Origin of the sequence: Nocardioides silvaticus (assembly GCF_003160695.1) — a bacterium.
Lineage (GTDB): Bacteria > Actinomycetota > Actinomycetes > Propionibacteriales > Nocardioidaceae > Nocardioides > Nocardioides silvaticus.
Window position 1 is genome coordinate 472,009 of sequence record NZ_QGDD01000001.1, and the last position, 14,362, is coordinate 486,370.

Below are 14,362 nucleotides of genomic sequence, written 5' to 3' on the forward strand. Positions count from 1 at the left end.
CCGCGATCATTCGTCGTCGAGGCCTTCGAAGGTCAGCTTCCAACGCTCCGGCGAGGTGAGCTCGGGCAGGGCGGAGCGCCAGCGCTCGGCCAGCTCGTCCCACTCCTTGTAGAGCTGGGCGTGCATCTTCAGCGACCGGCGCAGCTGGTCCCGGAACTGGCCGGGATCACGGCGGTACCACGAGGCCGCGACGCCGTCTGCCGACGACACGATCGCGGAGTCGAAGTGGGCCAGCCGGTACCAGCGCTGGTCGACGTGCGGCACGATCCCCTCGGGGTGCTCGCCGGCGAGGTCGCGGGTCGGCAGGGCCTGGCGCACCAGACCGGTCGCCGCCATCTTCGCCTTGCCGATGGTCGTGCTGGGGACGGGGATGCCCTTGCCGCGCTTCTCGAGCTTCTTCCGGCGCGGGGCCGGGAAGGCGTCGAGCTCCGGCTCGGACTTGCCGTCGTCGTAGTCGTCGCGCAGCGCGCGGACCTCCTGCAGCCGGTGCAGGATGTCGTGGTGCATGCGGTCCGGGCCGTCGAGCACGTCCTGCAGCGCGAGCAGGATGGTCTCGCCGGTGCCGTACTGCATCGACATCAGCCGCTTGACGTGGTTCTCGAGGCTCTCGCGGACCAGCTTGCCGCCGTGCGGGTACGGCGAGTGCAGGAGGCCGGACACGAGCCGGTTGCGCTCGTGGAAGTAGGCCTGCCAGTCGAGCGTGTCGTCCTTCTCGGTCCACGGCACGTGCCAGACGGCGACACCGGGGAGGGTGACGGTCGGGTAGCCGTGGGCGCCGGCACGGAGACCGAACTCGGCGTCGTCCCACTTGATGAACATCGGCAGCGACAGGCCGATCTCGCGGATCACCTGGGTGGGGATGAGGCACATCCACCAGCCGTTGTAGTCCACGTCGATCCGGCGGTGCATCCAGCTGGTCTGGCGCAGCGACTTCTTGGAGAAGTCGTGGCCGTGGACGCTCGGCGCCACCGGTCCCCAGAACCAGCGGTACTTCGCGATCGCCTCGCCGTAGGCGTGCATGACCGAGCGGTCGTAGAGGCTGAACATCTGGCCACCGACGAGCGAGGGCGTCTTGACCAGGTCGGCGAACGCGACGGCCCGGATGATGCCCTCGAGCTCGCAGACGACGTCGTCGTCGAGCAGCAGCACGTAGTCGGAGGCGCCCATCGAGATCGCCTCGTTCATCGCCCGGGAGAAGCCGCCCGACCCGCCGAGGTTGGGCTGCTCGATGATCCGCAGCTTGTTGCCGAGACCGGCCGCGGCCGCCTCGTAGCCCGGGTCGTCGACGACCTTGTTGGTGCCCTGGTCGACCACGACGATCTCGTCGATGATGTCGAGCACCGCAGGGTTGGACGCCAGGTTGACCAGCTGCGGGACGCAGAAGTCCGGCCGGTTGAACGTCGTGATGCCGATCGTGATCCGGCCGCTGCGCACCTTGTCGGTCTCGAAGCCCCAGTGGGCGTCCTCGAGCACGAACTCGCCGTGGCCGCCCTCGAGGTCGAACCAGTACCAGCCGCCGTCGATGAACGGCTTGAGCGGCAGGTCGAAGGTGAGGGTGGTCGGCTCCTCGCTGTCGATGCGCGAGGAGTCGGCACGGACGACGTGGCCCTTGGCCGTCGACCGGTAGACGATGACCGACCCGTGGCCGCGCACCCGCGCGGTGAGCCGGACGGTGCCGAACTCGGTCCACCGGCGCCAGTAGCTGGCGGGGAACGCGTTGAAGTAGGTGCCGAGCGTCACCCGCCGGTGCGGGTCGACCGCCACACCGGCGCCGTCGGTGATCCGGCCGAAGCCGGACATGCCGGGCGCGCCGCCCTCGGAGGACGAGGAGTCGTCATCGTCGTCGTCCGCGTCCTTGGCGTCGGTCGGCTCGTAGTCGCCACCGGACTGGCGCGACATCGAGTCACCGCCCGAGGAGAAGCTGGTGATCCCGCTGACGTAGAGCGACTGGACGTCGAGCTCCTGGTCAGCCGGGAGGACCAGCCGTTGCACGACCCGGAATCCGTCCTCGACGGACGACGGGGAGGCGGCAGTGGCGGCTTCGCTCACGTGGGCGTGTTCCTTCGTTCGACCTGCTGGGGGACGGAAGCCAAGGTATCAGCGGGGCACCGGAGGACCGCGAATCCTCTGCTAGCGTGCGCCGGTGCCGAATGCGTCACAGCCCGGCTCCGGAGCCGCTCGGATCGTGCTCCACATCGGGGCGATGAAGACCGGCACGACCTTCCTGCAACAGCTGTTGGCCGACCACCGCGCCCCGCTCGCAGAACAGGGCTTCCAGGTGCCGCGGGACCAAGCGCTCGCGCTGCGCGGCGTGCTCAACGGCAGCCCGGCCGCCGACGCCGCCACCCGGCGGGACCGCGTCGCGCACCGCTTCCTCCGCTCCCTCCAGGCGTACGACGGACGCGAGTCGGTCGTGTCCTGGGAGTTCCTCAGCTTCCTCGACCGCGCCGACGCCGGCCGCCTGATCGCGACGCTGGGCGGGTCCGCCGGCACCGAGGTCGACGTCGTCCTCACGGTCCGCGACGCCGCCCGGACGATGCCGGCGCAGTGGCAGACCACCTGCCGCAACGGCAGCACCCTCCCCTGGCCACGCTTCGCCCGCGGCATCGGCGCCTGGCTGGACCAGGGTCGCGACAACCGGCCGGCGCGGCTGTTCCGGCGTACCCAGGACGTCGCGCAGATGCTCGACACCTGGACCGCCGTCGCGGGGACCGACCGGGTCCGCGTCGTGACCGTGCCCCGGTCCGGCGCCGACCCGCTGCTGCTCTGGCGCCGGTTCGCCGAGGCCGCCGGCATCGACGCGGGCGTCGTCGTCGCTCCGGACGTCCGGCGCAACCCCTCGCTCGGCCACCCGTCCTGCGAGCTGCTCCGCCGGGTCAACGAGGTGCTCGGCGACTCCCCTCCGGACGGCGCCGCCCGGGTGATCCGTGCCGTGGTCGCCCCCGACCTCGAGACCCGTTCCGGCGAGGAGCCGCCGGTGCGCCTCGACCGCCGCGGTCGCGACGTCGCGGCGGCCTGGAACAGACGGACCCGCACCGCGATCACCGAGTCCGGGGTCGCGGTGGTCGGCGACCTCGCCGACCTGCCTGACGAGGAGGCGGTGCCTGCCGAGGCGGCGCACCGCCCCCGACCCGGTGAGCTGCTCGCCGCGGCGGACACCGCGCGCGCCGGCCTGGTCGGCCTCGGCGCGACGCCCGCGCCCCACCCCCCGGACACCGTCGAGGCGGCGGTCGACGAGCTGGCGGCGATGATCCGCGAGGTCTCCGGCGTCGACCTCACGGCTGCACGGAAGGCCCGGGGGCGCGGGCGCTCCTGAGCAGCGGAAGGCCGCCGCGGGGGCCTTGGTAATCTCCGCCGCATGGCGTTGCGAGGGCTGGACCGACGCGACCGGCCCGCACCCGTCTACCTCCACATCGGAGGCCCGAGCACCGGCACGACGTACCTCCAGAAGCTGATGGCCGCCAACGGCGACACGCTCGCGGAGGCCGGCTTCCTGCTGCCGGGACAGACCTGGCGCGACGTCGTGCTCGCGACCCACGACGCGCTCAGCTTCGGCCGCCCGGAGGCGATCGGCCGTACCGACCTCACCCGCGCCGCAGGGGGCCGGTGGGACGACCTCGCCGCCGAGATGACCGCCCACCGCGGCCGGGCGACGGTCCTGTCGATGGAATTCCTCTGCTGGGCCAAGCCCGCCGCCGCCGAGCGGATCGTCGCCTCGCTCGGCGACGCCGAGGTCCACGTCGTGCTGACCGTGCGCGACACCGCCGCCGTGCTGCGGTCGCAGTGGCAGACCAACTGCCGCAACGGCGCCGAGGTCCCGCTGCGGCGGATGATCTGGGGTCTGCGGCAGGTCGTCGAGCGGGAGGACCCGCGCAGCCGCCCCGAACGGATGATCGACCGGGCCATGGGCGTCCCACGGATGCTCGACACGTGGGTGCCGCTCGTCGGGGCGGACCGGGTGCACGTGGTCACCGTCCCGCTCCGCAGCGACGACCCGGACCTCCTGTGGAAGCGGTTCGCCGGCGTGGTCGGCATCGACCCCGCGCAGTGCCGTGAGCGCGCGGTCGAGAGCAACGCCTCCCTCGGCCTGCCCTCGAGCGAGCTGATGCGGCTGCTCAACATCGAGCTCGGCGAGGTGACCCGCACCGAGTACCTCCGCACGATGAAGGCGCTCCTCGCCCGCGACATCCTCGGCGAGCGCGCCGCCCAGGAGCGCAAGGTCACGCTCAATCGCGCGGGCCGCAACCTCTCGGCGCGCTGGAACGACCGGATCCGCGGGGCGGTCACGGCCGGCGGGGTCGACCTGGTCGGCAGCGTCGAGGACCTGCCCGTCGGGAAGGTCGGCAAGGACGTCTCCACCGAGCTGCCCTCCCCCACCGACGAGGAGCTGCTCCTCGCCGCGGGCTGGGCGCGCACCGGGCTCGTCGACGCGATCTCGTCCCTGGAGGAGCGGGTCGCCCGGCTGCAGGGCGACGCGGACGACCCCGACGGCCCGGACGGCCCGGACGGCCCGGACGACCCGGACGACAAGTCGTACGACGACGCGCGCGACTCCGAGGACCCGAGCGGCTCCGAGAGCGGCGACGAGAGCGGCGACGAGGACGGCGTCGACGACGACCCTGAGGACGCCGGGCTCGACCGCCGGGCGATGCTCGAGCGTCAGCTCAAGGACCGCTCGCCGGAGGTCGGGCGCGCGCTGACGGAGATCGTCGGACTGGTGCGGCAGGCGATGCCGCTGGGTGCCGAGCTCGCGCGGCTCAGGAGCCGGTCGGGCGCAGCCGGCTGACGAACGCCGCCACCCGCTCCCGGACCTCGTCCTCGGAGAGCGCGAGGTGCTCGAGGATCGTGTAGCGGTCCGGCCGCGTGGACGGGGCCGCCAGCACGGCGGTCACGAACTGCTCCTCGGTCAGCCCGATCTGGTCGGGCCGGGTCGCGAGACCGTGCCGGGCCAGGGCGGCGGCGATCTGGGTGAACCGCACGTCGTCGCCGCGGAGGAAGGTCGCGAAGAGGGCGCCGAGCCCGGCGAGCTCGCCGTGGTTGGAGACGTTGTAGATCTGGTCGATCGCGTGGACGATCTCGTGGCAGGCGCCGCTGCACGGCCGCGACGTGCCGGCGACCGACATCGCCATGCCCGAGAGCACCAGGGCCTCGGCGAGCGCGATGAGGAACTCGTCGTCCTCGATCGTGTCGGTGCGGTGCAGGATCGCCTCGGCCGCCGTGCGGGCGAAGGCCAGCGCGAGGCCGTCGACCGCCTCGCCGCGCTCGCGCTGGGCGAGCAGCCAGTCCTCGATGGCCGACAGGTTGCTGATCGCGTCGCCGATGCCGCCGCGCACCATCTCGGGCGGCGCGTTGCGGACGTAGTCGAGGTCGACGACCACCGCGAGCGGCAGTGCTACGCCGTACGACCCCTTGCCGTGCTGGTGCTCCAGCGACGCCACGGGGGAGCAGATGCCGTCGTGGGCGAGGTTGGTCGCGACGGCGACCATCGGCAGCGCGGCCCGGGTGGCGGCGTACTTGGCCACGTCGATGGTCTTACCGCCGCCGATCGCGACGACCGCGTCGTAGCCCTGTTGGCCGAGCGCCTCCTGGAGCGCGCCCGCCGAGGCGAGGTTGGCCTCCCACACGTCGAACATCGTCGCGTTGGGCAGCGTCGGCTTGATCCGCTCCCAGATCTCCTGGCCGTGGCCGGTGCCGACCGCGACCATGACCGTGCCGCCGCTGGTGATCGCCCGCTCGTGGAGGAGCGCAGCGAGGTTGTCGACGGCGCCCGCCCGGATGTCGAGGTGGAGCGGGCTCGCCAGCATCCGCGCTAGTAGCGGCATGCGATCTCCCTGGCCTTGGCCAGGTCCTCGTGGTTGTCGACCTCGACCCAGGAGGTGTCAGCGGGCAGCGGGGCGATGTCGATGCGCTCCCCGCGGTTCACCATCTCCTGGTAGCCGTCCTCGTAGTAGAGGTCGGGGTCGCGCTCGAACGTGGCCTGCAGCGCGTCGGCGAGCCGGGGCACGGCGGCGGACTCGATGAGCGTGGCGCCGATGTACTCGCCGTACGCCGTCGCGGGGTCCATCAGCTTCGTGATCCGGGTCAGCGCGCGGTCCTCCGAGACCTGGATCTTCATCTCCTCCTCGGCGAGCTTCTTCTCGGCGTCGATCGCGAGCAGCACGTCGGGCCCGCGGTTGGCGAGCAGGGTCTCCTCGACCGCCACCGGGTGCACGGTGTCGCCGTTCACCATGAGCACGCCGTCCTTCATGTGGTCGCAGGCGAGCCACATCGAGTAGGCGTTGTTCCAGATCTCGGCCTTGTCGTTGTGGACGAGGGTGATCCGGACGCCGTACCGCTGCTCCAGCGCGGCCTGCCGCTCCTCGACCGCGCCGGCGGCGTAGCCGACCACGATCACGACGTCGCGCAGGTCGACGGCCGCGAGGTTCCCGAGGGCGATGTCGAGGATGGTGTCCTCCCCGTCGCCGTCCGCGCGATCACGCACCGGCACCAGCGCCTTCGGCAGCGTGTCCGTGTACGGCCTGAGTCGCCGGCCCGCACCGGCGGCCAACACCATCCCGATCAAAGTTCTCCCCTTCGTGACACCCCCGCAGGTGCGGGGGTCGACAGCGCGCAAGGCTATCCTGCCGAGCATGAACGACCGACTGCGTGGCGCCGGCCGCCGTCTCGGGCGAGTGGCGCCGGGGTCCACCCGTCAGGAGGTCGCCGACCTCCGCCAGCGCGTGTCCGAGCTCGAGGCGGAGGTGCAGGAGGCCCGGCGGCTCAACCGACGCGTGGCCGAGCTCCTCGACGTCGTCGAGGAGCTGCTGGTGCCGCTGACCCTGCGCGACGAGGAGAAGGTCAAGGCCTTCCTCGACGCGCACTCCGTCGCGCCCTGATGGCCTGCTGATGGCCCGCACCGTCCACTTCCACATCGGTCTGCCGAAGACCGGCACCACGTTCCTCCAGACGACGATGTGGGAGAACCGACGCGCCCTGCGCCAGCAGCGGTTCCTCTACCCCGGCAGCAGCCGGATGGACCACTACCACGCCTCGCAGGAGGTCCGCGGCGCGTCGCCCGCCCGGATGCGCGGCAACGCGGGCGTCTGGCAGCGGCTGGTCGACGAGCTCGCCGCCTGGGACGGCGACGGTCTGGTCTCGCACGAGTTCATGAGCATGGCGACGCCCGAGCAGGCGAAGGCGGCCGTCGCGGCGCTGGCCCCGGCCGAGGTGCACCTGGTCGTCACGGTCCGGTCCTACGTGCTGCAGTTCCCCGCCGTGTGGCAGGAGGCGCTGAAGATGAACTCCGACCTCGGGTTCGACGCGTTCATGGACAAGGCCCTGGCCGAGCGACCCGGGAAGCGCGGCGGCCTCCGCGGCGGATGGAGCTGGCAGTCCCAGGACATCCCGAAGGTGCTCGGCAGCTGGGCGCAGGCCGTGCCAGCCGACCGCGTCACCGTGGTCACGGTGCCGCCGCCCGGCGCGCCGCGCGGCCTGCTCTGGGATCGCTGGCGGGAGGCGATCGGCATCGACGACAGCGCCTTCGACCTCGACGTCAGCTACGCCAACGAGTCGCTCGGCGCGGCCCAGGCCGCGCTCCTCGAGCGCGTGAAGCCGCACCTGTCCGGGCCGCTCGAGGTCGGCACCGTCCGGCACCGCTGGGTGCGCAAGTACTTCGGGCACGAGGTCCTGGTCCCGCAGCGCGGTGAGCGGTTCGGGCCGCGGCCGCACCACGTCGCCGAGCTGGCGACCCGCTCGGCGGCCGCGAAGGACTGGATCGAGGAGCAGGGCTTCGGCGTCGTCGGCGACCTCGACGACCTGCTGTCCACCGCCGTCCCCGACGGCACCCACCCCGGCGACGTCACCGACCGCGAGCTGGTCGACGTCGCGGCACGGGCGATCGAGCAGATGATCCGCGACGTCCGTGAGCTCACCATGGAGCGCGACAAGCTCCGCGCCCGGCTGCGCCGGAAGGCGACCCACCAGCCGGTGGGCGGGGCGCGGGCCGTGGCCGGGCGGATCAAGAGAGCGCTCCGGAAGTGACCGCGACCGAGGAGCCCGACGAGACCGGGTCGCGGACCCTCCGTGTCCGCGACGCCCGGCTGGTGCTGCCCGCCGACCTGGACCCGGGGTCGACGTACGACGTGCTCCTGAACGACCGCCACGTGTGGTCGCTCCAGCCGCAGATCGACACCAAGCCCGGCCGCGGCGGCCTGGTCGCGCGCTGGCCTTCGTCGCTGGACCGCTACCTGGTCGGCCGGGCCGAGGTGGTGCTGCGCGAGCACGTCAGCGGCGACGTCGTCGCCACCGCCGACCACGTCTTCAAGGGCGCGGAGGACCAGCGGGTCGAGGTCGTCGACAAGGGCGGCAACCCGCTCTTCATCGACAAGTACGGCAAGCTCACCCGCCCGCTCTCCACCGAAGGAGCCGACACCCTCGGTGAGCTGATGGACCAGGTCGAGGAGCTCATCGCCTGCCTCCGCGACAAGGCCGGCGTGCCGACCTTCATCGCCTACGGGACGCTGCTCGGCGCGGTCCGCAACGGCCGGCTGATCGGCCACGACAACGACCTCGACATCGCCTACCTCAGCGACCATGCCAACCCCGTCGACGTGATCCGCGAGGCCTACCGGATCGAGCGGGTGCTGCTCGCCGAGGGCTGGTCGGTGCGCCGCGGGTCGGGCGCGCGGATGAACGTCCGGATCCGGCTCTCCGACGACACCACCCGCTTCGTCGACGTGTTCACCGCGCACTGGGTCGAGGGCGTCCTCTACATCCCGCAGGACACCGGCTTCGAGCTGCCCCGCGAGACGATGCTGCCGCTCACCACCGTCGAGCTGCTCGGCCGCCGGCTCCCGGCGCCGGCCGACTACGAACGGTTGCTGGCGGCGACGTACGGCCCTGGCTGGCGCACCCCCGACCCGTCGTTCCGCTACGAGACGCCACGGTGGCTCTCGCGCCGCATCGGCGGCTGGTTCGGCGGCCTACGCACCCACCGCAAGCAGTGGGACGTCTTCTACGGCGCGCACAAGGGCGAGCTGCCCAACAAGCCGTCGCCGTTCGCCCAGTGGGTGGCGCAGACCTACCCGAGCGACCGGCCGCTCTACGACATCGGCGCCGGCAACGCCCGCGACGCCCGTTGGTTCGCCCGGAGCAGCGGCCGGGAGGTCACGGCCATCGACTACACGATCGGCGCCCTGATGCGGGCCCAGCGCCGGACGTCCGACGCGTTGCCGCTGGCGTTCCAGGTCCTCAACCTGTACGACGCCCGCGAGGTGCTCACGCTGGGGGTGCGGCTCAGCCGCCTGGAGACGCCGGCCGACCTCTACGCCCGGTTCCTCCTGCACGCGTTGGAGGACCTGGGCCGCGAGAACCTCTGGCGACTCGCGTCGATGTCACTGCGCGGCGGCGGTCACCTGTTCCTCGAGTTCCGCACGCACCAGGACCGTGGCCGGCCCAAGGTGTTCCAGCAGGCCGGCCGGCGGTTCCTCGACCCCACGGAGGTGGCCGCCGAGATCGAGGCGCACGGCGGCCGCGTCGTCCACCAGGAGTCCGGCACCGGGCTGGCCGCGTTCCGCGACGAGGACCCGCACGTGTGCCGGATGGTTGCTACCTGGGCCGGATGACCGACTCCCGCGGCGGCGCAGCGGGGCGCCGGCGCGGGTAGAGCGCCTCGGCCTCCTCCACCTTGGCCCGGTGCAGCCGTCCGGCCTGGAGCCGGTAGCCCTCGTCGCTCGCAGGCTCGGGCAGCTTCGTCGAGCCCACCGGGGCGACGGCGAAGCCGGTGCCCAGCTCGGCGAGCGACTGGTGCTTGGTCCGGTAGTAGGAGTCGTCGATCTCGATCGCGATGCCCTCGGCACCGACCGCCGCCGCCAGCTGGTGGAAGTGGTAGCGCGTGGTGATCCAGGTCTGCAGCGGGCGCCCGGGGAAGCCCTCGTGCCACAGCTGGACGAACGACATGAAGTTCTCCTCGGGGATCAGGTCCGAGAGCAGGTCGTAGGCCCGCCGGTCCCGGTCCCGTCCGGGGATCGACTCGAGGTAGCGCAGGGTGCGGCCCTCGAACCGGCCGCTCTCGATCATGGCGCGCACGGCGGACACGGTCGCCTCGAAGACCTCGGGCTCGGCGAGGTCGCTCTGAAGGCTGATCCAGACGTCGCCGGGCTTGCCCGTGGGGTCCGGCCGGGCACCGAAGCCCGGGATGGAGGGCAGACCGAGGAAGGCGTCGTTGAGGCCCTTCTCCACGCCGGCCATCTCGGCGCTCTCCGCGTCACGGGTGGTGGCGTGGTCGGCCGCGGCCAGGTCGTCGCGGATCCGCTCGGGGTCGATCGCGGGCATCAGGCCGAGACCGGTCGCCACGAACCGGGCGTCGCTGAGCTCGGCCAGCCGGCGCGCCGCCCGCACCAGCCGGCCATGGTGCAGCCAGTTGGAGGTGACGTGGCCGCCGCCGACGAGGTGGACGGTGGTGGCCCGGCGCAGCTCGAGCAGGCCGTAGTCGAAGAGCGGGCTGCCGAGGTCCCGCATCACGCCGTCGACGATCCGGTCGCCCTCGTCGGGGTCGTCGACGTCGATCGTCAGCCAGCTGACGCGCCAGAGCAGGTTGGTGAACTTGACCCGTGGGTGGAGCCCTTCGAAGAGGAACGCCGCGAGCCCCGGCTCGGGACAGTCGAGCACCACGTCGGTGTCCGGCTGTCGTTCGGCCAGGAACCGCAGCCACGACGCGGCGATGAACTCGTCGCCGAAGTTCGGGTGGCCCGCCGTCGAGACCAGGTGGATGGTCGGCTGCTTCTCGTTCTGGCTCCCCTGCGACACGTCGGCAAACCTAGCAGGGGCCGCGCCGTTCTCAGCAGATGAGCTGGCCGCGTTCGTAGCAGCCCTTTCCGGTCACCTTGAAGTCCACGACCAGGGGCCGGTGGTCGGAGTTCATCCCCGTCACGATCCGCTGACCGAGCGCGATCACGCGTCGGGTCGGCTTGTAGTGGACGTAGTCGATGAGCCGCTTGTCGAAGCCGTTGCGCAGCACGTGGGTGCCGGTGCCGGGCTCCCCCAGCTTGTTGTAGCTGGCGCGGAACTTCTTCGCCCCGAGCGCGGCGTACGGGAAGACGGGGTCCTGCCGGATCTTGTCCTTGCGGTAGTTGACGTTGAAGTCACCGGTGACGAAGACCAGGCCGCCGCCCTCGTCGTTGGCGATCCGGTCGATGACGGACTGCAGGCCGACCATGTGCTTCTGGTAGAGCTGGATCCGCTTGCGGTTGCTGTTGCGGCCGCCGTGAGAGGCCTGCACCGTCGGCACGAAGTGGGTGTTGAGGATCCAGATCGTCCGCCCGGTCGTGTTGTCGCGCAGGCGCACTCGCACGATGAACTTGGCGTTCATCTTCGAGGGTCCGGCCCCCTTCGGGCCGACGTACGTCTCCGGCGCGACCTGGATCCAGTCGCGGCCGAGCATCGTGAACTTGTCCGAACGCCACAGGATCGGAAGCCCGCCCTGGACCGCCGGGACCGGGATCCAGCCGTCCCACTGGCAGGTCTCGCAGTCGAGCAGCTGGATGCGGACCTTCTCTCGCTTCTTCCAGCTCGACATCTCCTGCAGCGCGACGATGTCCGGCCCGGCGGCGAGCAGGTTCTTCACGTCACTGAAGCCCTCGCGCGTCGATGACATCGCCGCGGTGTTGAAGGTCGCGATGCGGACCGTGCTGGCGACCGGCTGGTTCGGTCCCGCCGCGGCACGCGAGGGCTGGGCGTCAGCAGCCGGGCTCAGCGAGAACGCGAGCGCGCCCACCAGTCCGAGAGCCGCGAGACGGGCGGCAGGCAGGCGTCGGGGATTCCACACGGAGATTTCCTCCTGGTCGGCGTGTCGCTACGGAAGCTGCAGCGCAGTGCATGTGAGGATGTGAGTTTCACACCAGTGACTCCGATCCCGCAAGCCCCTGTAGTCACAGGGGTCCCTTTGGTGCATGCCGACTGGCCCGAACGGATGGGGTCGGACGGTCCGTTCGGGGCGGTGCGTGAGGCAGGTCAGTCCGGCTGCTCGCCGCGGCGGCGGGCCTTGGCGAGGCGGTAGGCGCTACGCAGCTTGCGCAGCACCGGCCGGTTCTCGGCTGCCTGGACCAGCGCGAACCGGACCGGCTTCTCCTGCGCCGTCGTCGCCAGGTCGTCGGCACGCTGCACGGCCGCCCGCCGCTCGTTGAGCACGACGAGCAGGTCGGCGATGGTCGCCACGCCCTCGGCGAGCAGCGTTGCGTCCGGCGGCACGGCGTAGGGGTCGGTGTCGGTCGCGGCTCCGGAGCCCGTCGTCGGCACCAGGTCGGCGAGGTCGCCGACCACGTCGACGCCCATCGCGCCGAGCCGGTCCGCGACCGCGCGGGACTCCGCGACGGCGTACTCCTGGTCCTCGGCGGCGAGCGCCAGCCGGGTGCCGCTGCGGGCCTCGAGGATCCGGTGCGCGAGCACGTTCTTGACCACGAGCGGGTAAGGGCCCGGGAGCGGCAGCCGTTCCCCCAGCTCGAGGTTGACCCGGCGCAGGAGCTCGGCCTGCTCCGCGCCGAGGGAGCTGTTGGACCGCTCGAGCTCGGTGTCCAGGGCGGCCGGGTCGAGGCCGATCGTCCGGGCGAACCGGTCCCACAGGATCGTCGGGTCGGCGCCGGACGGCGGGACGGTGACGAGGTGCAGCCGCTCCGGTGGCAGGTCCGCGCCCCACCGCTCGAGCACGCCGGCATAGTCCTGCACCTGCCAGAACCAGCTCGTGCGAGCCGTGTCGTTGCGCACGCCCTCGACGAAGCCGCCGAACGACGCCGCGGAGCGGTGCTTGACGTGCTCCTGCCACTCGGCGCTGATCTGCCGCACGTGGTCACGCGCCGTCACCACCACGTGGACCTCGGCCCCGCCCGACAGTCGCGCGACTGCACGCCGGGCCTGCTCGGCGTTCGCGCCCGCAAAGAGCTCGTGGGAGATGAGCACGTTGCCGTCGCTGGAGAGCGCCTCGGCCGCCAGTCGGTCCCACATGCCGCGGGCGCGCTCGGGGTAGGCCGGATCGTCGGCCAGCCCCCGCACGTCGAGCGTGGCCAGGAAGTGGTCGTGGAACCGCTCGCCGGGCAGCCGCAGGCCGTGCTCGGCCGCCCTCTCCCGCTGCGACCAGAGCACGTCCTGGAGAAAGGTCGTGCCGGTCTTCGGGCTGCCGACGTGCAGGAAGACCCGGGGCCGTGCGCTCGTGCTCGCCATCAGTCGACCTTCGTGTTGCGGTTGCGGGTGAGCCGCCGGCGGACCCGGCCGCCGACGCGGCGGGCGGTCGGCACCAGGCCGGGCTCGGGCTCGGGGTCCGGGGCGGCCCGCTCGACGAGCAGGTCGGCGATCGCCGCGACCGCGGCGGCCGTCTCCTGCGTGGGGTCGACCGCGTCGGGATCGATCCACGCCCCCGAGGGCGGCGCCGGCACCAGCTCGGCCAGGTCGCCGTGCACCCGGTAGCCACGCTCGGCGATCCGCTTGTTCTGGCGCTTCGCGATCTGGGCGAGCTTCTCGACGAGCTCGGGAGGGCACTGGGCCGGCGGCGAGGACTGGGCGGCCAGCATCGACTGGGCGAAGACCCGCTTGACGACCCGGCTGTACGTGGGCTGCGGGATCCGGCCGTCGAGCACCTCGTTGACGCGGCGCAGCACCGAGACCTGGACGGCACCCAGCGTCTGGTTGGCGGGCGCCTCGACCGAGGTCGGGTCGAACGCTCCGGCGTCGAAGCCGACCGCCTCGCCGAAGCGGCGCCACAGGACGTCCGGGGCTGCGCCGGACGGCGGCCCGACGACCAGGTGCACCTTCTCCGGCGGCACGTAGCGGGTCCAGCGGTCGAAGATCGAGACCAGGTGCTGGTTGCGCCAGAACCCGCTCGGCTTCTGCTCACCGACGCTCGACGCGAACGCTTCGAACGTCGTCGCGTTGCCGTTCTTGACCCGCTCCTGCCAGTCGGAGGTGACCTGACGGGCGAGGTCGCGCGCGGTGACGACCAGGTGCACGTCCAGCCCCTCGAGCGCCGCCATCGCGTCGTCGATCTGCTCGCGCCGGGCGGCACCGAGCAGCTCGTGGCTCATGATCGTCGTGCCCGGGTAGCCACGGGCCTCGTCGCACAGCCGCTGCCAGGTGCCCTCGAGCTCCTCCTGGCTGCGTCCCCAGAACGCGTAGGAGCCGCGGACCTCGATCGCGGCGTGGAACATCTCGAAGTGCCGGCGGCCGGCGCAGGTGACCCCGACCGCGTCGAGCTCCTCCTGGTGCCGCCACAGGGCCCGCTGGAGGAAGGTGGTGCCGCTCTTCGGGGTGCCGACGTGCAGCACCACCCGCGGTGCTGCATCAGGAGAACCGGTCATGCTCATGTCCGGGCAGACTCTAGTAGCCGCGGCGTCGGACC

The 14,362-nt window shown here is 72.1% G+C and carries 12 protein-coding genes; 5 read left to right on the forward strand and 7 right to left on the reverse strand.

The window, feature by feature from the left end; all coding sequences use genetic code 11:
* Positions 1–6: 6 nt before the first annotated feature.
* Positions 7–2,049 (reverse strand): glycosyltransferase, encoded by a 2,043-nt coding sequence (locus DJ010_RS02125; protein ID WP_109691962.1) that lies wholly within the window; start codon positions 2,047–2,049, stop codon positions 7–9.
* A 94-nt stretch (positions 2,050–2,143) separates the two neighbouring features.
* Between DJ010_RS02125 and DJ010_RS02130 the strand changes: the two genes are divergently transcribed.
* Positions 2,144–3,316 carry a hypothetical protein gene (locus DJ010_RS02130; RefSeq protein ID WP_109691963.1) on the forward strand — a complete coding sequence of 391 codons (1,173 nt, stop codon included), beginning with the start codon at positions 2,144–2,146 and terminating at the stop codon, positions 3,314–3,316.
* Positions 3,317–3,358: 42 nt separating this feature from the next.
* The gene (locus DJ010_RS21935) at positions 3,359–4,786 is read left to right on the forward strand and encodes a hypothetical protein (protein ID WP_109691964.1); all 1,428 of its coding nucleotides are present in this window, start codon (positions 3,359–3,361) and stop codon (positions 4,784–4,786) included.
* Here the strand turns inward: DJ010_RS21935 and DJ010_RS02140 are convergent.
* Together DJ010_RS02140 and DJ010_RS02145 are read right to left on the reverse strand one after the other, a co-directional pair.
* The gene (locus tag DJ010_RS02140; protein ID WP_211318617.1) at positions 4,758–5,804 is read right to left on the reverse strand and encodes an iron-containing alcohol dehydrogenase family protein; all 1,047 of its coding nucleotides are present in this window, start codon (positions 5,802–5,804) and stop codon (positions 4,758–4,760) included. The genes DJ010_RS21935 and DJ010_RS02140 overlap by 29 nt on opposite strands.
* Before the next feature lie 5 nt (positions 5,805–5,809).
* Positions 5,810–6,553, reverse strand: a complete 744-nt coding sequence (locus DJ010_RS02145) for a phosphocholine cytidylyltransferase family protein (protein WP_245927140.1) — start codon at positions 6,551–6,553, stop codon at positions 5,810–5,812.
* 76 nt (positions 6,554–6,629) lie between these two features.
* On the opposite strand from DJ010_RS02145, the gene DJ010_RS02150 reads away from it, so the two are divergent.
* Genes DJ010_RS02150 through DJ010_RS02160 form a run of 3 tightly spaced genes read left to right on the forward strand, consistent with a single transcriptional unit; the run spans position 6,630 to position 9,602 of the window.
* The gene (locus DJ010_RS02150) at positions 6,630–6,875 is read left to right on the forward strand and encodes a DUF6752 domain-containing protein (RefSeq protein WP_245927141.1); all 246 of its coding nucleotides are present in this window, start codon (positions 6,630–6,632) and stop codon (positions 6,873–6,875) included.
* A gap of 10 nt (positions 6,876–6,885) precedes the next feature.
* Positions 6,886–8,019: a hypothetical protein gene (locus tag DJ010_RS02155; RefSeq protein WP_109691968.1), complete on the forward strand. Its 1,134-nt coding sequence runs from the start codon at positions 6,886–6,888 to the stop codon at positions 8,017–8,019.
* A complete protein-coding gene (locus DJ010_RS02160) occupies positions 8,016–9,602 on the forward strand; it encodes a class I SAM-dependent methyltransferase (RefSeq protein WP_109691969.1) in 1,587 nt (528 codons plus the stop codon). The genes DJ010_RS02155 and DJ010_RS02160 overlap by 4 nt, the downstream gene beginning before the upstream one ends.
* Here DJ010_RS02160 and DJ010_RS02165 read toward each other — a convergent pair.
* The 4 genes from DJ010_RS02165 to DJ010_RS02180 form a co-directional block, all read right to left on the reverse strand.
* Entirely contained in the window at positions 9,586–10,785 is a 1,200-nt protein-coding gene (locus DJ010_RS02165) for a polysaccharide pyruvyl transferase family protein (RefSeq protein WP_109691970.1), read from the reverse strand. The two genes, DJ010_RS02160 and DJ010_RS02165, sit on opposite strands and share 17 nt — an antisense overlap.
* Positions 10,786–10,816: 31 nt before the next feature.
* Positions 10,817–11,803, reverse strand: coding sequence for an endonuclease/exonuclease/phosphatase family protein (locus DJ010_RS02170; RefSeq protein WP_146207232.1), 987 nt, complete (start codon positions 11,801–11,803; stop codon positions 10,817–10,819).
* A 185-nt stretch (positions 11,804–11,988) separates the two neighbouring features.
* Entirely contained in the window at positions 11,989–13,191 is a 1,203-nt protein-coding gene (locus tag DJ010_RS02175; protein ID WP_109691972.1) for a hypothetical protein, read from the reverse strand.
* Positions 13,191–14,327 (reverse strand): hypothetical protein, encoded by a 1,137-nt coding sequence (locus DJ010_RS02180; RefSeq protein ID WP_146207233.1) that lies wholly within the window; start codon positions 14,325–14,327, stop codon positions 13,191–13,193. The genes DJ010_RS02175 and DJ010_RS02180 overlap by 1 nt, the downstream gene beginning before the upstream one ends.
* Positions 14,328–14,362 lie beyond the last annotated feature (35 nt).